Below are 17,414 nucleotides of genomic sequence, written 5' to 3' on the forward strand. Positions count from 1 at the left end.
CCGGGGCGGGCGTCCGGTAACGGTGATTGGGCGAGAGTTGGCCTTTCCGTGTACCGCCGCCTGCCGTTCGCGGCCGCTCACCCGACGCCCCTCCCCGGCGGCCGCTCGCCCGGGTACGTCCGGTTTGCCGTAGGGGGAAGGGGTAGATGCCGATCCGGAAGCAACGGGAGAGGAAAGAGGTGGGCATGCTGGAGGCGTTATCCCCTCCCTGGCCGCTGGGATGGAGCGTCGCGGTCTTCGTCCTGGTGGCCGCGGTGACCGTGGTGGCCAGTGTCCGGATGGCCTCGCTCGGCGACGTCCTGGCCGACCGCACCGGCTGGGGGGAGGCGGTCTTCGGCGCGGTCTTCTTCGGACTGGCCACGTCGCTGTCGGGGATCGTGATGACGGCGGTCAGCGCGGTCGGGGACCAGCCCGGACTGGCCTACAGCAACGCGGTCGGGGGCATCGCCGCGCAGACGCTGGCGCTGGCGGTGGCCGACTTCTTCTACCGGCGCGCCAACCTGGAGCACGCCGCCGCCTCCTCGGCGAACCTGCTCTTCTGCTGCCTGCTGATCGGTCTGCTGTCCGTGGTCGTGCTCACCGCCCTGGGCCCGGACGTGACGCTCCTGGGGGTGCACCCCGCCTCGGTCGGGATGGTCGCCTTCTACATGGGCGGCCTCTGGCTGATCAGGCAGGAGAACGAGCAGCCGATGTGGCGGGCCGTGCGTACCCGGGAGACCGTGGTGGACGTCCCCGCCGAGGCGGGCACCGCCGCCGCCAAGGACGGCGTCGGCACGGGCACGCTGTGGGTGCGCTTCCTCGTGGTGGGCGCCGTGGTGGCCGTGGGCGGGTGGGCGCTCGCCGAGTCGGCGGCCGTGATCGTGGAGGCCACCGGGCTCAGCGCGGGGCTGGTCGGCGCGGTGGCCATGGGCGCGGTGAACGCCATCCCCGAGACGGTCGCGGCGGTCGCCGCGGTCCAGCGGGGCGCGATGACCCTGGCGGTGTCCGCCGTCATCGGCGGCAACAGCCTGGACGCGCTCAACGTGGCCGTGGGCGACGCCTTCTACCGCGGGGGCTCGCTGTACCACGCCGCCACGGCCGACGAGCTCTTCCTCACCGTCGGGGCGCTGCTGATGACGGTGGTCCTGCTCGCCGGGCTCATCATCCGCCAGGCGAAGGGGTGGGGCCGGATCGGCTTCGAGGGCGTGCTGCTGATCGTGCTCTACGTGGGGATCCTCGGGGTGCTCGCCTTCTGAGCGGGGCGCCCCTTCGGCGCGGACCGGGGGAGGGCCGCCGCACGGCGGCTCCCCAAGCCGAACCGGGCGCCCCTTCGCACGGGCCGCGGGTTCCCCCTCAGCCCACCCGGTGCAGCCGGACCTCACCCAGGCGCCCGTCCTCCGCCACCACCGTCATGTACGTGTGGTGGGGCTGGCGCCGCCGGTCGGTGGGGGAACCCGGGTTGAGCAGGCGCAGACCGGAGGGGGCCGTGGTGTCCCAGGGGATGTGCGAGTGCCCGAACACCAGCACGTCGCAGTCGGTGAAGCGCTCCTGGCAGCGCTTCTCGCGCCCGCGCGCGTCGCCGGTCTCGTGCACGACCGCGAAGCGCACACCGCCGAGCGTGGCGCGGGCCACCTCGGGCAGCCGCGCGCGCAGGTCGGCGCCGTCGTTGTTGCCGTGGACGCCGACCAGGAGTGCGGCCCGCGCGTCGAGGCGTTCCAGGCTGGCCGGGTCGCACCAGTCCCCGGCGTGGATCACCGCGTCGGCCCGGTCGACCTCGCGCCACACCTGTTCGGGCAGGTCGCGGGCGCGGCGCGGGATGTGGGTGTCGGACACGATCAGTACGCGCATGCGCGCAAGCGTAGGCGACGCGGGCGCCGGTCGCGCTTTCGCTCGCGGGTCACTCGTCGGCGCCGAGGGAGTTGTACCCCTTGGCCCGCTCCTGGCCCGACAGCGCGTGGATGGAGTCCATGATCCGGTCGGTGATCTCCCGGCGCGCCTTGCCCGGGGCGAGGTGGTCGTAGCCGGTGGAGAAGTCCAGCGGCTCGCCGAAGCGGATGCTGAAGGGGCGCGGGCGCGGCATGGAGGCGCCGACCGGCTGCACGTCCTGGGTTCCCGCCAGGGCCACCGGCACGACCGGGGCCTTGGACTCCATGGCCAGCAGGGCCACGCCGGTACGGCCCCGGTACAGGCGCCCGTCGCGCGAGCGGGTGCCCTCGGGGTAGATCACGCAGGCCTCGCCCTCGCGCAGCCGGTCCAGCATCATCTCCAGGGACAGCATGGCCCCGCGCGCGTCGCGGCGCTGCACCGGCATGGCGCCCAGGGAGGAGAACACGGTCCTGGTCACGCGGCCCTTGACGCCCGTCCCCTCGAAGTAGTCGGACTTGGCCAGGAACCGCACCCGGCGCTGGGTCACCGACAGCGGGATGATCACGCTGTCGATGAAGGACAGGTGGTTGCTGGCCAGCAGGACCGCTCCGTCCTCGGGGATGTTCTCACGGCCCTCGACGGTCGGGCGGCACAGGGTACGGGTGAGTACCGATACCGTCTGCCGCAACGCACCGTAGAACACGTGTTCTCCCTCACGAATGGTCGGATGCCGGAGTCCAATGTAAGGCCGACCCGTCGGTAACAACGGGTCGGGGGGAGAGAGTGCCCTAGGTCACCACACCGCGATGGCGGCTCTGGCCAGGCCCGTGACGTGCGGATTCCCGTGGGGTCAGTCGGCGCGGCGCCACTCGGCGTTGGCCCCGCACACCACCAGGCACGGCCGCTCGCCGGGGACGCGCCCCGCCAGCCAGGCGGCGAAGGGCACGGCCGCGGCCGGTTCGGTGGCGATGCGGAACTCCTCCCAGAGCCGGTCCTGGGCCCGCAGGATCTCGGCGTCGCTCACCAGGGCCTGAGTCACCGGGTGGGTGCTCAGCACCTCGAAGGGGACCCGCCCCAGGGTGGCCGCGCCCAGCGCGGAGGAGGCCACCGAGTCCACGGGGGTCTGCACGGGGCGCCCGGCGGCCATCGCGGCGTGCATGCTCGCGCAGCCCTCGGGCTCGACCCCCACGACCTCGCGCCCCTCCGCGCCCAGGCGCACCCCGGCCACCAGTCCGCCGCCGCCCACCGCGACGACGATGGTGTCGCACTCGGGCGCGTCGGCGGCGATCTCCAGGCCGATCGTGCCCTGACCGGCCACGACGAGGGAGTCGTCGAAGGCGTGCAGGTAGCGCACGCCCTCGGTCTCGGCGCGGTCGCGGGCCGCCTCGGCGGCCACCGCGTAGTGCTCGCCCACCCGGACGATCTCGGCGCCGGTGGCGGCCAGCGGCGCCGCCTTGGCCTCGGGGATCGACTCGGGGACGTAGACCGTGGCGCGCACACCCAGCAGGCGGGCGGCGGTGGCCACCCCCAGACCGTGGTTGCCCCCGGAGGCGGTGATCACCCGGTCGGTGTCCTCCCCGCCCAGCAGAGCGTTGAGTGCGCCGCGCAGCTTGAACGCCCCCGTGCGCTGGAGGTGCTCCAGCTTGAGCGTCAGCGGCCGACCGTCGACCTCGGCGTGCATGACCGGGGTGCGGCGGGCGTAGGGGGCGATGCGTTCGGCGGCGGCACGGACGTCGGTGGCCGTGGGCGCGGCGTGCGCGGTCGTGGTGCTCATACAGCCCACTGTGCCCCTACCCGCCATTAACTTAAAGTTGGGTCTGCTAAAGATCGTTAAGCGAAACTTTGTACCTGGCTTTGTGTGGAAGGAGGAGTGCCGTGCTGGACGCCAACCGGGTGCGGGTGCTCGTGGAGATCGCGCACGCGGGGTCGATCGCCGCCGCCGCCGAGCGCCTGTCCTTCACCCCGCCCGCCCTGTCCCAGCAGCTCACCAAGCTGGAGCGCGAGGTCGGATGCACCCTGGTCGAGCGCGGCCGTACCGGGGCCACCCTCACCGAGGCGGGCCGGGTCCTGCTCGAACACGGCGAGCGGGTGCTGGGGGAGCTGCGCGACGCCGAGGCCGCCGTCCGCGCCGTGGCGGGCGAGCCCCCCGACCGCCTGTCCCTGGGTTCCTTCGCCAGCGCGGGCAAGGTCCTGCTGCCCGCGACCCTGGCCGCCTTCGGGCGCCAGCGCCCCCAGGTGCGCCTGTCCCTGTCCGACATCGAGCCCCCCGGAGGGTACGGCCTCGTCGCCTCCGGGGACCTGGACCTGCTCCTGACCCACCGCTACCCGGGCGTGCCCCTGCCGCGTGCCGGGGGCCTGCACCGCGAACGCGTTCTGGTGGACCCGCTGCTGGTGGTCGTTCCCGAGGGCCATGCCCTGGCCGAGCGGGACGTGGCGCTGGCCGACCTGGCCGACGAGGAGTGGATCTGCGGGGCCCCGGGCATCTACAACCGGATCAGCCTGGACACCGCCGCCGCTGCCGCCGGGGTGCGCCTGACCGTGGCCTACGAGACCCGCGACTACGAGGTGGCCCTGGCCCTGGTCGAGGCCGGGGTGGGGGTGGCCCTGGTCCCGCTCAGCATCCTGCGCTCGGACCGCCGGGGCGGCTGGGTCAGCCGTCCGCTGCGCGGCACCCGCCTGGCCCGTGAGATCTACGCCGTGTACCGGCGCCGCCCGCCCGAGCCGGTCCCGGCGATGGTCGAGCTCCTGCGCGGCGTCGCGTCCCGGGCGCTGGGCGGGGCCGGGGACGTGGGCGGACCGGGCACGGGCGGGGCCCGCGGGGCCGGGGGCACGGGGAGGCAGGGCCCCGGCGGGTCTCACAGCGGCGGGGAACCCGGCGGGCTGGGCGCGTTCCAGCGGTAGAGCAGCGCCAGCAGCCGCACGGCGAAGCACAGCACCGCCCCCGCCACGGCGATCCATCCCCAGGTCAGGCCCGCCCAGTACGCGACGGCGACCAGGCCCGCGCCCAGCAGGGCGGGGACGGCGTACAGCCGCGAGTTCGCGCTCAGCACGGTCGGCACCCGGTTCAGCAGGACGTCGCGGATGGTGCCGCCGCCCACCCCGGTGACGACGCCGAGCAGGGTCGCCTGGAGGGGGCCGAAACCCAGTTCCAGGGCCTTGGTCGCCCCGATCACGGCGAACAGGCTCAGCCCGGCCGCGTCGAAGACGAGGATGGGCCTGCTCAGGTGGGTGAGCTGGCTGCTGAGGAAGAACGCGGCGGTCGCGCCCAGCAGGGCTGTGCAGATGTAGCGCCAGTCCTGGAAGGTCGCGGGGGTCACGCCGAGCAGCAGGTCGCGGATGACGCCGCCGCCGAGGGCGGTCACCACGCCCAGTGCCAGGACGCCGACGATGTCCAGGCGCGCGGTGCGGATGCCGGTCAGCGCCCCGTCGACGGCGAAGGCCAGGATGCCGACGAGGTCCAGGACGAGGATCAGGGTCTGCGTGGACATGCGCGTGCGCCGGGGACGGCGGTTCCTTTCGGACGGGACGGCGGGCGGAATGCCGATCGGCCATTCCACCACGTCCGGGGCGCGTGTGCCGCGCGTGGGTGCTGTGACGCGCCGCACGGGGGCGTCCCGCCGCCGGAGGAGACCCGAACCGCGGCGCGTCCAGGTGTTGTGCGGCCGTGACCTGGGCACCGGCGTCCCGGCCCGGATCCGGCTGTGCGAACCCGCCGAATGACGGCGTGTCGGGGCTTCCCCTGGGACACGGGCAGGCGACACCATCGGGGGTGACCGGGACCCGGGCGGAACGAGGACACATGCAGCACATGGACGCGATCGTCATCGGAATGGGGCCGGGCGGCGAGACCGTCGCGAGTCGGCTGCTCGCCGCAGGCAAGCGCGTGGCGGTGGTCGAGCGCGAACTCATCGGCGGCGAGTGCGGCTACTGGGCCTGCATCCCCACCAAGGTGCTGCTGCGCCCGCCGGAGGTGCGCCAGGAGGCCGACGGCGCCGCCGGGGTCTCCCGCCCGGACCTGCGCTGGCCCGAACTGCGCGACTACCGGGACCAGATGATCCGTCACCTGGACGACTCCGCGCAGGTCCAGGGGTACCAGGACCAGGGCGCCCTGGTCCTGCGCGGCGAGGGGCGCGTCACCGGCCGCGACCCCTGGCGGGTGGCGGTGGGCGACACCGAACTCACCGCCGACCACGTCGTCGTGGCGACCGGCTCGGAGGCGGTGCGCCCGCCGATCGAGGGACTGGACGACCTGGACCCCTCCGTGGTGTGGACCAACCGGGAGGCCACCACGCTCACCGACGTCCCCGGCCGGGCCCTCGTGGTCGGCGGCAGCGCCGTGGGGGTGGAACTGGGCCAGTTCCTGGCCCGGATGGGCACCCGGGTCACCCTGGTCCAGCGCGGCCCGCGCCTGGTGGACCGCGAGGAACCCCGTCTGTGCGAGCTGATCAGCGACCAGTTCGACCGCGACGGCGTCACCGTGCACCTGAACACCGAGGTCTCCGCGGTGGCCCGGGACGGGGACGGGGTCCGCGCGACCCTGGACAACGGCGAGCACGTGCGGGCGGACGTGGTCGTGCTCGCCACCGGCCGCCGTCCCCGCGGCGTCGGCCTGGGGCTGGAGGAGGCCGGGGTGGAGCTGGACGGCACCGGCCTGCGCGTGGACGAGCGCTGCCGCGCGGCCCCCGGGCTGTGGGGGGTCGGCGACGCCACCGGCCGGGCCCTGTTCACCCACGTGGCCAAATACCAGGGGCGCGTGGTCGCCGACAACATCCTGGGCAAGGACCGGGCCGCCGACTACACCGGCGTGCCGCGCGTGGTCTTCTCCTACCCCGAGATCGCCGGGGTGGGGCTCACCGAGGCCCAGGCGCGGGAACAGGGGATCGACACGGCCACCGCCGAGGCCGACCTGCCCCAGACCCTGGCCCGGCCCTGGACCTACGACACCGACCCGCGCGGCACCCTGGGCCTGGTCGCCGACCGCCGCCGCGGGGTGCTGGTGGGCGCGTGGGCGTTCTCGCCCATGGCCTCGGAGTGGATCCACACCGCGGCGCTGGCGATCCGCACCGGCCTGCCGGTCGCGGCGCTGCTCGACTCGATCCCGCAGTTCCCCACGTACAACGAGGCCTACCTCATCGCCCTGGAGAACCTGAAGATGTGAGGCGGCACCGGCGCGCCCGGCGGGGGAAGCCGGACACCGTCCGGTGCCCGCGGCCCCGACCTCCCCGAGCGGGCAGGCCCGGCGGGGAGGTCAGTCCCTCCCCGCCAGGGCGGCCTCCTCCTCGGCCTCCACACCGCGGTTCCACTCGGCCTTGCTCGACTGCCAGCCGTCCTCGTCACGGCCCAGGCGCCAGTAGCCCGACACCGACAACTGCTCCTTGGGCAGGCCGTGCTCGATACGCAGCAGGCGGCGCAGGTCGCGGACGAAGGCGGCCTCGCCGTGCACGAACGCGTGGACGCGGCCCGCGGGGAAGTCGAGGGCGCGCACGGCGGGGACCAGGACCGATCCCACGGCCTCGTCCCCCCGGTGCAGCCAGTGCACGTGGACGTCCGGGCCGCCCTCCAGCTTCAGCTCGTCCTGGGGGCCGCCGACCTCGACGAACACGTGGGCGGTGGCGTCCGGGGCCAGCGCCTCCACGGCGGTGGCGATGGCGGGCAGGGCGCTCTCGTCCCCTGCCAGCAGGTGCCAGTCGGCCCCGGGATCGGGGGAGTAGGCGCCGCCGGGGCCCATCAGCCGCAGCCGGTCGCCCGGCTTGGCGCCCGCCGCCCACACCCCGGCCAGACCGGTGCCGCCGTGGTGGACGAAGTCGAGGGTGAGCCGCCGGGCGGCGGCGTCCCAGTCGCGCACGGTGTAGGTGCGGGTGACCGGCCACTCCTCCCGGGGGCGTTCGGCGCGCACGCGCTCCAGGTCGAAGGGCTCGGGGTCGCCGGGCGCGGGCGGCGGGAAGAGCAGCTTGACGTAGCTGTCGGTGTGCCCGTCGGTGGAGAACGCGTCCAGGCCCTCCCCTCCCAGGACGACCCTGACCATGTGCGGGGTGATCTGCTCGACCGCCTCGACCCTTCCGGTGTGGACGGTCCTGGCCCGTCCCTGCCGCTGTGCCACGGCGCCCTCTTTCTTCCGGGGTGAGTTAGGTAAACCTAAGTAAGACTTACCGTAGGGCACAGTGACGCACCAGGGCAAAACCTGAGTCCCGGCGGCAGCGGAACCGAGGCCGGAACCGGCCCGCGCGGCGCGGCCGCCGGGTCGAACCCCAGTACCGCAGCGAGTTCGGTGGTCTCCCCGGCTCGGCCCGCTGTTCTTCTGTGGGCATGTCCGTCCGCGTTCCCAGGGCGTAGGTGTGCGGCGGCCCGGTCCGGCGCGACGTCAGCGGTCCGGCCGCCTCCGGGTGGTCCTGGACGTGGTCGAGCGCGGCTCCGGTCGTACCAGGCTGTGCGCGTGCCACCGTCCGCCGCGCGCTGGTCTCCGCGGAGTGGAAGAATCTCCCCTCGGAACGTAGAAACCACACGAATTCGGACAATGTCCTCGCCGTCAACTGAGTAACCCGCGCTCAGTCCGCTTGGATCCGAACCGCGAGAACTCCGGGACCTGATGATGACTCATAGTCCACGGACAATGAGTCAATTCCGTATGACAAGGGGAAAGCTGGCCGCGCCAGCGCTGTGACGAATGAAGACGACGATCATGAACTCCAGAACCACCACTCGGGCGGCAGCCGCTACGGTCGTGTTCACCCTCACCGCCGGGCTCACCGCCTGTGGCGGCGAAGGGAGTACCGAGGGCGCTGAGGCGGGAACGTCCGCGACGAGCGAATCCCCTGCGGAGGAGACCGTCGAGCCTGCGCAGTCGACCGTGGAGTCCTTTCCTGTCGGTGCACCCTTCGGCCAGGCCGTCTGGAGCGTCGACGTCGGCGCGGGAGAAAAGACGGTGTTCGTTCGACCCGATCGGGTCTTCGTGGACAACCTGAACCTCGACACCCGCACCATCCACGCGTACACGTCCGAGGGCGCGGAAGCCTGGACATACGAGCTCCCCGATCACGAATACCCTGAGAACGCCAAGATCGGAGTCTTCGACGAGACGGTCGCCGTCCTTGAGCAGGTCGAGACCGAGGCTTCCGGCCTCGACACCGCGAGCACGGTCACCAGGCTGACCGCGCTGTCCCAGGAGGACGGTTCGGTCGTCGCCGAGGAGGAGATCCCGAGCGACGCCCTCTCGATCAACGGCTTCGGGAGCGTTGTCTACTGGGGCGAGGGCGAGGACACTCTCAACTTCGTCACCGAGACGGGCGAGATCGTCGACGTCGAGGCTCCCGACACACAGCCCAACAAGGCGGGCTTCGTCGACGGGATCCCGTTCTGGGTCGACCGCGCCAGTCACGTCAACACCGCGTCGTGGTCATCGCGGGAGGACTTGGGCCTCGACCAGTCGGAGTTCATCGGAGCCGAAGTCCTCGCCGTTGACAACAGGCAGGGGCTGCTCGTCCTCCAGGTGTCCTCGGGCGTAGGGGTGGACCGTTCCTACTACGGGGTGCGAGCGGAGACGGGTGAGGTCGTCTACGAGCTCAGCTGCCCCGGCTACTCGCACTCGGACAGTCAGACCGATATCGCCCGCAACAGCCCGAACGGCGAGTACGGGGTCCTGGAGTCCATCTGGATGTCCGCGGACGAGGGGCAGTGCTTCGGGGGTGAGGACGGGCAGAGGTCGGTCGAGCTGATCGCTGTGGACGACAACGGCACCGCTTATGGCGACGCGGCGCTAGGCAGTGGTGGGAGCGACGAGCTGGTGGTCATCCCCGCTGGAGGCGAACCCGAGGTCTCGGAGGGGCCCACCCCTGTGGGGATCATGAACGGTGACATCGCCGTCCACGTCAACGGGAGCCGCACCGAAGGAACGTCCTTCACCGGGGCGACGACGATCAGCGGCAACCCGATCGAGTAGCAGCACCGTTCCGAGCGCGCAGAACCCCGTGGACGCACCGTCCCCGGGGTTCTGCCTCCGCCCTGCCACAGCGACGTCTCCATCCGCTCTGCTTCGTACTCCCCGGTCCTCTCCTGCGGGCGGCGGTTGTGCCCGGTCACCGCCCTCAGGCGGCGTCGGGGCGGTCCTTGCCCGGAACGCGGTCGGCCAGGGTGAACACCGCGTGCAGCCGCTGGTCGTCCTCCGGCGCCCCCGCACGCAGGGCCGCCAGCCAGGCAGCAGCGCCCGCAGTGCACCCGGCCGCGGCGACCTCGGCCCCTGACGCGCACAGCGCCAGTTTGCGGGTGAGCGCCGAGCGCACGGGCTCGGACCGCGAGAGCACCCCGCCCGCCAGCACCACCGGCAGCCTCTCCCCGGGCGAGCGCACCTGGTGCACCGAGTGCGCCAGGTGGCCCGCGGCGGCCTCCACGATCACCTCGGCCGCCGGATCGCCCTGCGCGTGGGCCTCGCTGACCAGGGGCGCCAGTGCGGCCAGCGTGACCGGGGCGGCGGCGGTCAGGGTCCGCGCGAAGTCGCGGGCGTGCTCCTCGGACAGGTGGTCCTCGCCCTCCGAGGGGCGCTGACCCGGAATGACCTGCTTGGCCACCGCGCGCGCCAGCGGACTCAGGTCCCCGCCCCGGGACAGCTGCCGCGCCGTCTCCCGGGCCGCCTGGTGTCCGATCCAAAACCCCGACCCCTCGTCGCCGATCAGCCACCCCATGCCGTCCGCCGAACGGGTCCGTCTGCGCTCCTCGATCCGGGTGGCGATCGCCCCGGTTCCCGCGATCAGCACCGTGCCGTCGGGGCCCGGGGTGCCCGAGGCGAAGGCCACCTCGTCGTCGCCGGTGAACACCGTGCCCTCCGGCGTCAGTCCCACTCCGGCCAGGGCCCGATCCAGGCAAGCCCGCACGTCGTCGTCGCGCAGCGCGGACACCCCCGCCAGGCCGACCACGCCGAAGGCCACGGCCCCGCGCGCCCGCGGCCCGGCCGCGTCGAGCGCCCCCGCCACCGCCTCGGCCAGCCGCTCGGCGGCCCGGTCCGCGCCGTGGGAGTTGGGGTTGGCGCCACCGGCCCAGGCCTCGCCCAGCCGTTCGCCGGCCAGGGTGGCCACCAGCGCCCGGGTGGCGGTGCCCCCGGCGTCCACCCCCAAAACGAGTCTGCGCTGGTCGCCCGGCTGGTCGGATCGGGTCCGGGAAGAAGAGGAGATCATACGTTCCACCTAGTCTCTCGGAGGATGCCCTGGCCTTGAGGGCAGGGAGGAATCCGGGCAGGCAGCCCGCGCCTTTCCCGTTCTGCCTTATGCGGACGGCGTACAAGTGCCGGGCCTACCCGGACCCCGAACAGCAGGCCCAACTGGGCCGCACGTTCGGATGCGCGCGCCTGGTCTGGAACAAGACCCTCGCCGATCGCCGCACCGCCTACCACCAGCACGGCGGGAACACCTCCTACAAGCAGACCGACCAGGCGCTGACCGGGTGGAAGAAGACCCCGGAACTGGGATTTTTGTCCCAGGTGTCCTCGGTGCCGTTGCAGCAGGCCCTGCGCCACCAACACAGCGCGTTCGCGAACTTCTTCGCGGGCCGCGCCAGATATCCCCGGTTCAGAACCCGGACTGGTCGGCAGTCGGCGCACTACACCCGCAGCGCGTTTCGTCTGCGCGACGGTGCGTTGTTCCTGGCCAAACACAAGAGACCGCTGAAGGTGGCATGGTCGTGGGATGAAGTCGACCTCGCGTCGCTGGACCCGACCACGGTGATCATCTCCCGCGAGGCGGACGGGCGCTGGTACGCCACCTTCGCCGTGGACACCGACGCCCCTGACCCCGCACCACAGACGGAGGTCGAGGTGGGTGTGGACCTGGGAGTGAAGGACTTCGCGACCCTGTCCACGGGCGAGAAGATCGCCAACCCCCGCCATCTGGAGCGCAAGGCCCGCAACCTCAAGCGTTACCAGCGGCGCATGGCACGCACCCAACGCGGCTCGGCTAACCGCTGCAAAGCGAAGAGGAAGGTCGCGGACGCGTACCGCAAGGTCCGCCACGCCCGCGCTGACTTCCTGCACAAGACCACCACCCGCCTGGTGCGCGAGCACGACCTGATCGCGATCGAGGACCTGAACGTGCGGGGCATGACCGCCTCCGCACGCGGCACTGCCGAGCGGCCCGGTACGCGGGTCCGTCAGAAGGCCGGGCTCAACCGGGCGGTGCTCGACGCTGGCCTGGGTGAGTTCCGCCGCCAACTGGAGTACAAGGCCGCGCGTGCGGGCCGCGTGCTGGCGGTGGTGGATCGGTGGTTTCCCTCCAGCAAGACCTGCTCTGCGTGCGGGTACCTGCTGGACAAGCTTTCGTTGGGTACCAGGTCTTGGACGTGCCCTTCCTGCCGCACCCGGCATGATCGGGACCACAACGCGGCCAAGAACACTCTTGCGGCTGGTCGAGTCGCAGCCCGGGAAGCAGTCTCGGGTGATGCCTGGGGAGCTGGTGTGAGTCGGCAAGGGTCCTCCCTTCCGCTGTCGGCTGCGAAGCAGGAAACCGGGCCCGTGAGGGTCGCCGCGCGAGCGGCACCGGACTGTTAGGTCTGGTCGGAACCCCCCTCCTTCGAGGAGAGGGAGGAAGTCAAAGAGGAGAGATGCCCCGTCGCGCCGCGTGTTACTCGTCCCGGCGGCCCGGTCCGCGCCGCGTACGCGGAGGAGGCGGGCGGCGCACCGGAAAACCCACTGGCGTGCTCCCCGGGGCGGCTGAGAGGGTCGGTGCCATGACAGGCGCGCCACAGCACGACCCCTCCCGCCGCGACGACGCTCCCGCGTGGACCGTGCGCGCAGGCACGGAAAAGGACCACCCCGAGGCAGTCAGGGTCTTCTGCGAGGCCCTCGTCCTCTCCGTCCGGGAGGTCCTGGACGACGAACGCGACCACCCCATCACCGAGCACGACCGCACCCTGCTCGCCCTGGACGGCGACCGCGTCGTCGGCACCGCCCTGTCCCACGGCTTCGAGATGACCGCGCCCGGCGGGCCCCGCCGGGTCGCGGGCGTGACGGGCGTGGGCGTGTGGCCCACCCACCGCCGCCGCGGCGTGCTCAGCGCGCTGATGCGCCGCCAGATCGCCGAGGTCCGGGACCGGGGCGAGAACCTCGCCGTGCTGTGGGCCTCCGAGGGCGGCATCTACGGCCGCTTCGGCTACGGCATGGCCTTCCGCGAGACCAACGCGACCCTCCAGCGCGCCCACGCCCGCCTGCGCCCCGACGCGCCCCGCGACCCCTCCCTCACCCTCGAACTGGCCGAACCCGCCGAGGTCCGCCAGGAGCTGGAGCGGGTGTACCGCGAGGCGCTGCCCCAGCGCGTGGGCCAGCTCGCCCGCGGCGCCCACTGGTGGAGCCTGGTGCTCAAGGACAAGGAGGTCGGCGGGGCCGGGCGGCTGCGCGCGGCGCTGGTGCGCGGCCCCGACGGGCCCCGCGGCTACGCGCTCTACCGCGTCGTCAACCGCTGGGAGGACGGCCTTCCGGCGGGACGGGTCGTGGTGCGCGAGCTGACCGCCGTCTCCGTCGCGGCGCGGGTCGCCCTCTACGAACACCTCCTGGACCGCGACCTGACCAGCGAGGCGGTCTTCGAGAAACTGCCCGAGGACGACCCCCTCACCGTCCTCCTGGCCGACCCCCGGCGCCTGGTCCGCAAGGACCTCGACGGCCTGTGGGTCCGCCTGGTGGACCTGCCCGGCGCCCTGTCCGACCGCCCCTACGCCGCCCCGGTGGACACCGTGCTGGAGGTCACCGACCGTCACGCGCCCTGGAACGCCGGGCGCTGGCGCCTGGAGGCGGACACCGGCGGCGCCCGCCTGAGCCCGGCCGACGCCGCCCCCGACCTCGCCTTGGACGCCTCCCACCTGGGCGCCGCCTACCTGGGCAGGCGCGCGCTGACCGCCCTCGCCGACGCGGGCCTGCTCACCGAGCACACCCCCGGTGCGGCCGCCAGGCTGGACACCGCGCTGTACGCGCCGCGCGCGCCCTTCTGCGGCACCGACTTCTGAGGGACCGGCCCCGCGCACCGGCCACGGTGTGCGGGGCACACGGTTGCGCACACCGGTCACAGCACGGGCAGCATCACTGCGCGGCGGACAGCCCCGGGCGGATCCGCCTCGCCTGCCGCACCGCACGGACCGGAGTACCGCGCCGAGTCCAGGCCAGGCGGGCAGAAGTTTCGACACCTCCAGTGCCGAGCAGTTCGCCGTGATCTTGTACCTAGAGCGAGGTTCGAGCGCCCAACCTCGCTCTAGGTACAAGATCACCGCAGGTCAGAACCCGTGCGCCGCACCAGCAACGGTTCCGGCCAGACCGAACTCATTATCTGCTGGCGGACGCCCTTGCGGATCGGCCCCGGACTATCCGACGCCGCCGGTCCACCGCCCCATGGCGGGCCACTCGCTGCCGGGGTCGTGCACGGGCGTGAACCCGCACCGGAGGAAGAACTCCACCCTGCCCTCAGCGCCCTCGCCCTCCTCGGGCAGCAGGAACACCCACTCGACCCCGGCCGCGCGGGCCCGGTCCACGAACCCCTCCAGCAGGCCCCTGCCGACCCCGCGCCGTCTCCACCCCGGGTCCACCACCACCGCCAGCACGTACCCGTGCGGCGGTGGTGCCGGGCTTCCCGACCCCTCGTAGACGCCGTCCAACACGCCCTCCACCCACCCCACCACCGCGCCGTCCGCGTCCGCGACGAGCACCACCATGTCCTGGGGCAGTAGCGAGGCCGGGTAGCCCTTCTTGTCCAGGTGCGGTGAGGCGCGGCCGATCAGGGCGGCGATACCCGGGCCGTCGCCGGGGCGAGCAGAGCGCACGATCATGGCAGCACGGTAGTCCCGGCCGCGGTCGGCCGCCAGCGCGCGCACCGGAAGCGTCGGGCACCCACACGGAACGCCCCCGTAGCCGCACGGACGGGACCGGCCCCGCCCCGCGCCGGGAAAAGGAGTGGCACGCCTCCCGGTGGAGTCCGTACGTTGTGGCTCTGGCCATCCGCACCCTGTGTTCCGGACCCCGTGTGCCGTGCTCCCCGTGTTGGAACCCACGGGCACGCTGCCTGGGCCCCATGCCCGGAACATGCCAGTATCGCCCTGAACATGAAGTGAACCCCGGGCCCGTCTCGCCCTCGCCGCGAGTGCGCCGATCCCCGGTTCGAAGAGTGGAGGAACGCACACGTGAACGCCGGAGGGGACATCTCCCCGACCGAATGGACCGTACGGGGAACCGACCGCGACGAGTACCCCGAGGTGATGCGCGTCGTCGGTGAGGCGCTGCTGTCCTCGGACCCGCCCGCGGAACGCGAGCCCTTCCTACGACCCCTCCTGGACGCCGAGGGCTACGACCGCGTCCTGGTCGCGGTGGACGGGGACGAGATCGTGGGCGCGGTCAACGACTTCGCCTTCGAGATGGCCCTGCCCGGCGGCCCGCGCCCGGTGGCCGGGGTGACCGGCGTGGGCGTGTGGCCCACGTACCGCCGCCGCGGCGTGCTCAGCGCGCTCATGCGCCGCCAACTCGCCGACATCCACGCGCGAGGGGAGCGCTACGCCGCCCTGTGGGCCTCCGAGGGCGCCATCTACGGTCGGTTCGGCTACGGCCCGGCGGTCACCGAGATGGAGACCGCCGTCCGCCAGCCCCACGCCCGCCTGCGCGCCGACGCGCCCCGCGACCCCGGCCTGCGGATCCGCCTGGCCGACCCCGAGCAGGTGCGCCCGGACCTGGAGCGGGTCCACCGCGAGGTCGCCGCCGTCCAGGTCGGCCAGTTCCAGCGCGCCGCCCACTGGTGGGACCGGGCCCTGCGAGACCAGGCCCAGTTCCGCGAGGGCCGTGGCCCGCTGCGGGCCGTGGTGGTCAGCGGCCCCGACGGACCGCTGGGCTACGCGCTCTACCGCACCCGCAACAGCTGGGAGCGCGACGGCTCGCGCGGCGAGGTGTACGTCAAGGAGGTCACCGCCACGACCCCGGCCGCCTGGACCGCCCTGTACGACCACCTGTTCAACCGCGACCTGGTCACCGAGATCTCCTTCGACTCCGTGGCCGTGGACGACCCGCTGCGCCACCTGCTCGTGGACAGCGGCCGGGCGGCCCCCACGCTCTACACCTCCCTGTGGGTGCGGCTGGTGGACGTGCCCGGGGCACTGTCCGAGCGCTCCTACACCGTGCCCGTCGAGACGGTCCTGGAGGTCGCCGACCGGTTCGCCCCGTGGAACGCCGGGCGCTGGCACGTCAAGGCCGACACCGGCGGCGCCCGCGTGGAGGCCACCGACGCCGCCCCCGACGTCAGCCTGGACGTGTCGCACCTGGGCGCCGCCCACCTGGGACAGACCACCCTGGACGGCTACCTGCGCGCGGGCCTGATCACCGAGCACACGCCGGGCGCGGTGGAGCGCCTGGACGCGGCCCTGCACCGCTCCCGGGCGCCCTTCTGCGGCACGGTCTTCTGACCACGAGGGTGCGGCGTTCCGGCCCCGCCCACCGGCGGGGCCGGACCCGCGTCCTCACCCCTGGAGCGCCTTGACCAGTCGGTCCACGTCGGACTCGTCGTTGTACAGGTGGAACGCCGCACGCATCCGCCCGTTGCGGGCCGCCGTGACGATCCCCGCCCCGGCCACGCGCTCCACCGCGCCCCCGGGCACCGGGACCGACACGATCGCCGACCCGGCGGGCTCCATGTCCATGGCCTCGCGGAAGCGGTCGCCCAGGGCGGCATTGTGCTCGTGGATGACCTCCACCCCCAGCTCCTCCACCAGGGACAGGGTCTCCTCCAGCCCGACCCACGCCCCCCACACCGGTGCCAGGTCCAGGCGCCGCGCGCCCTCGGCCAGCCGCAGCGGTCCGCCGTAGAGGGAGTTCCAGGGCTCCCGCGCCCCGTACCAGTTCGCGGCCAGCGGGGAGAGTGCGGCCAGCGCCTCCTCGGTTCCGGTGAGCAGGGCCGAACCGCGCGTGCCCAGCAGCCACTTGTACGCGGCGCACACCGTGTAGTCGACCCGGTCCACGGGCAGCGGCAGCCACCCGGCGGCCTGGGTGGTGTCCAGCAGCAGCCGCGCCCCGTGGTCGGCGCAGGCCGCGATCAGGTCCTCGACGGGGGCGATCGCGCCGTCGGCGGACTGCACGGCCGAGACGGCCACCAGGTCGGTGTCCGGACCCACTCGCGAGGCCAGGTCGGCCAGGGGAACCTCGCGCACGCTGATCCCCGCGTCCGCCCTGGCCATGAAGGGGTGGACGACCGAGCTGAACTCGTCGGCCGCCGTCAGCACCCGCGCGCCCGGGGCCAGGCTGGCGGCGACCGTGCCCACGAACTGGGAGACGTGGCTTCCGATGGCCACGTCGGCGGCGGACACCCCGGTCAGACGCGCGTAGGCGGAGCGGGCGCGCTCGATGCCCGCGTCGGCCCCGCCCGGCTGGAACCGTCCTGCGGCCACGTCGCGGGTGTGCTGCTCCAGGGCCCGTAGCGCCCGCCGGGGCGTCAGGCCGTGCGTGGCGGTGTTGAGGTAGGTGTTGTCAGCAGCGAACTCCTGCTGCGCGGCCCGCAGGCGGGCCCGTCCGGCTTCGTCCATGTCCCCGATGCTCACAGCGCGGCGGGGAGCGCTCAAGGTCCATTCCGGCC

The 17,414-nt window shown here is 73.3% G+C and carries 15 protein-coding genes; 7 read left to right on the plus strand and 8 right to left on the minus strand.

What is annotated here, in order from left to right:
- The first annotated feature begins 185 nt into the window (after nt 1-185).
- Entirely contained in the window at nt 186-1,235 is a 1,050-nt protein-coding gene (locus FYW99_RS23420) for a sodium:calcium antiporter (protein WP_150254190.1), read from the plus strand.
- Nucleotides 1,236-1,332: 97 nt separating this feature from the next.
- Here FYW99_RS23420 and FYW99_RS23425 read toward each other — a convergent pair whose 3' ends face one another.
- The 3 genes from FYW99_RS23425 to FYW99_RS23435 form a co-directional block, all read right to left on the minus strand.
- The gene (locus FYW99_RS23425; RefSeq protein WP_150254191.1) at nt 1,333-1,827 is read right to left on the minus strand and encodes a metallophosphoesterase family protein; all 495 of its coding nucleotides are present in this window, start codon (nt 1,825-1,827) and stop codon (nt 1,333-1,335) included.
- Between the two features lie 49 nt (nt 1,828-1,876).
- A complete protein-coding gene (locus tag FYW99_RS23430; RefSeq protein WP_150254192.1) occupies nt 1,877-2,548 on the minus strand; it encodes a lysophospholipid acyltransferase family protein in 672 nt (223 codons plus the stop codon).
- Between the two features lie 147 nt (nt 2,549-2,695).
- Nucleotides 2,696-3,619, minus strand: coding sequence for a threonine/serine dehydratase (locus tag FYW99_RS23435; RefSeq protein WP_150254193.1), 924 nt, complete (start codon nt 3,617-3,619; stop codon nt 2,696-2,698).
- A gap of 101 nt (nt 3,620-3,720) precedes the next feature.
- Here FYW99_RS23435 and FYW99_RS23440 point away from each other — a divergent pair, with 101 nt between their 5' ends.
- Complete coding sequence (locus tag FYW99_RS23440) at nt 3,721-4,746, plus strand: LysR substrate-binding domain-containing protein (RefSeq protein WP_150254194.1); 1,026 nt, start codon at nt 3,721-3,723, stop codon at nt 4,744-4,746.
- Here FYW99_RS23440 and FYW99_RS23445 read toward each other — a convergent pair.
- A complete protein-coding gene (locus FYW99_RS23445; RefSeq protein ID WP_150254195.1) occupies nt 4,701-5,333 on the minus strand; it encodes a trimeric intracellular cation channel family protein in 633 nt (210 codons plus the stop codon). The genes FYW99_RS23440 and FYW99_RS23445 overlap by 46 nt on opposite strands.
- Nucleotides 5,334-5,644: 311 nt before the next feature.
- Between FYW99_RS23445 and FYW99_RS23450 the strand changes: the two genes are divergently transcribed.
- Nucleotides 5,645-7,003, plus strand: coding sequence for a dihydrolipoyl dehydrogenase family protein (locus FYW99_RS23450; RefSeq protein ID WP_150254196.1), 1,359 nt, complete (start codon nt 5,645-5,647; stop codon nt 7,001-7,003).
- A gap of 90 nt (nt 7,004-7,093) precedes the next feature.
- On the opposite strand, the gene FYW99_RS23455 is transcribed toward FYW99_RS23450, so the two are convergent.
- Entirely contained in the window at nt 7,094-7,945 is an 852-nt protein-coding gene (locus tag FYW99_RS23455; protein WP_150254197.1) for a siderophore-interacting protein, read from the minus strand.
- Between the two features lie 564 nt (nt 7,946-8,509).
- Here FYW99_RS23455 and FYW99_RS23460 point away from each other — a divergent pair.
- On the plus strand, nt 8,510-9,781 hold the full coding sequence (locus FYW99_RS23460) for a hypothetical protein (RefSeq protein WP_150254198.1): 1,272 nt from the start codon (nt 8,510-8,512) through the stop codon (nt 9,779-9,781).
- A gap of 145 nt (nt 9,782-9,926) precedes the next feature.
- Here the strand turns inward: FYW99_RS23460 and FYW99_RS23465 are convergent, their stop codons facing one another.
- Complete coding sequence (locus tag FYW99_RS23465; protein ID WP_150254283.1) at nt 9,927-10,943, minus strand: N-acetylglucosamine kinase; 1,017 nt, start codon at nt 10,941-10,943, stop codon at nt 9,927-9,929.
- 155 nt (nt 10,944-11,098) lie between these two features.
- Between FYW99_RS23465 and FYW99_RS23470 the strand changes: the two genes are divergently transcribed.
- Nucleotides 11,099-12,373, plus strand: coding sequence for an RNA-guided endonuclease InsQ/TnpB family protein (locus FYW99_RS23470; protein ID WP_150254199.1), 1,275 nt, complete (start codon nt 11,099-11,101; stop codon nt 12,371-12,373).
- Between the two features lie 179 nt (nt 12,374-12,552).
- Nucleotides 12,553-13,821: a GNAT family N-acetyltransferase gene (locus FYW99_RS23475; protein WP_150254200.1), complete on the plus strand. Its 1,269-nt coding sequence runs from the start codon at nt 12,553-12,555 to the stop codon at nt 13,819-13,821.
- Between the two features lie 351 nt (nt 13,822-14,172).
- Here the strand turns inward: FYW99_RS23475 and FYW99_RS23480 are convergent, their stop codons facing one another.
- Nucleotides 14,173-14,634 carry a GNAT family N-acetyltransferase gene (locus tag FYW99_RS23480; protein ID WP_150254201.1) on the minus strand — a complete coding sequence of 154 codons (462 nt, stop codon included), beginning with the start codon at nt 14,632-14,634 and terminating at the stop codon, nt 14,173-14,175.
- Between the two features lie 351 nt (nt 14,635-14,985).
- Here FYW99_RS23480 and FYW99_RS23485 point away from each other — a divergent pair, with 351 nt between their 5' ends.
- On the plus strand, nt 14,986-16,251 hold the full coding sequence (locus FYW99_RS23485; RefSeq protein WP_150254202.1) for a GNAT family N-acetyltransferase: 1,266 nt from the start codon (nt 14,986-14,988) through the stop codon (nt 16,249-16,251).
- Nucleotides 16,252-16,305: 54 nt separating this feature from the next.
- Here the strand turns inward: FYW99_RS23485 and FYW99_RS23490 are convergent, their stop codons facing one another.
- Nucleotides 16,306-17,364 carry an aminotransferase class V-fold PLP-dependent enzyme gene (locus tag FYW99_RS23490; RefSeq protein ID WP_150254203.1) on the minus strand — a complete coding sequence of 353 codons (1,059 nt, stop codon included), beginning with the start codon at nt 17,362-17,364 and terminating at the stop codon, nt 16,306-16,308.
- Between the last annotated feature and the right edge of the window lie 50 nt (nt 17,365-17,414).

The sequence above is a fragment of the Nocardiopsis deserti genome, assembly GCF_008638355.1.
Taxonomy (GTDB): domain Bacteria; phylum Actinomycetota; class Actinomycetes; order Streptosporangiales; family Streptosporangiaceae; genus Nocardiopsis; species Nocardiopsis alborubida.

Bases quoted from the DNA above. Each gene is read 5' to 3' on its own strand.
- FYW99_RS23460 (WP_150254198.1), top strand. From the start codon at position 8,510: ATGAAGACGACGATCATGAACTCCAGAACCACCACTCGGGCGGCAGCC.
- FYW99_RS23490 (WP_150254203.1), bottom strand. From the start codon at position 17,364: ATGGACGAAGCCGGACGGGCCCGCCTGCGGGCCGCGCAGCAGGAGTTC.
- FYW99_RS23445 (WP_150254195.1), bottom strand. From the start codon at position 5,333: ATGTCCACGCAGACCCTGATCCTCGTCCTGGACCTCGTCGGCATCCTG.
- FYW99_RS23420 (WP_150254190.1), top strand. From the start codon at position 186: ATGCTGGAGGCGTTATCCCCTCCCTGGCCGCTGGGATGGAGCGTCGCG.
- FYW99_RS23475 (WP_150254200.1), top strand. From the start codon at position 12,553: ATGACAGGCGCGCCACAGCACGACCCCTCCCGCCGCGACGACGCTCCC.
- FYW99_RS23425 (WP_150254191.1), bottom strand. From the start codon at position 1,827: ATGCGCGTACTGATCGTGTCCGACACCCACATCCCGCGCCGCGCCCGC.
- FYW99_RS23450 (WP_150254196.1), top strand. From the start codon at position 5,645: ATGCAGCACATGGACGCGATCGTCATCGGAATGGGGCCGGGCGGCGAG.
- FYW99_RS23435 (WP_150254193.1), bottom strand. From the start codon at position 3,619: ATGAGCACCACGACCGCGCACGCCGCGCCCACGGCCACCGACGTCCGT.
- FYW99_RS23480 (WP_150254201.1), bottom strand. From the start codon at position 14,634: ATGATCGTGCGCTCTGCTCGCCCCGGCGACGGCCCGGGTATCGCCGCC.
- FYW99_RS23470 (WP_150254199.1), top strand. From the start codon at position 11,099: ATGCGGACGGCGTACAAGTGCCGGGCCTACCCGGACCCCGAACAGCAG.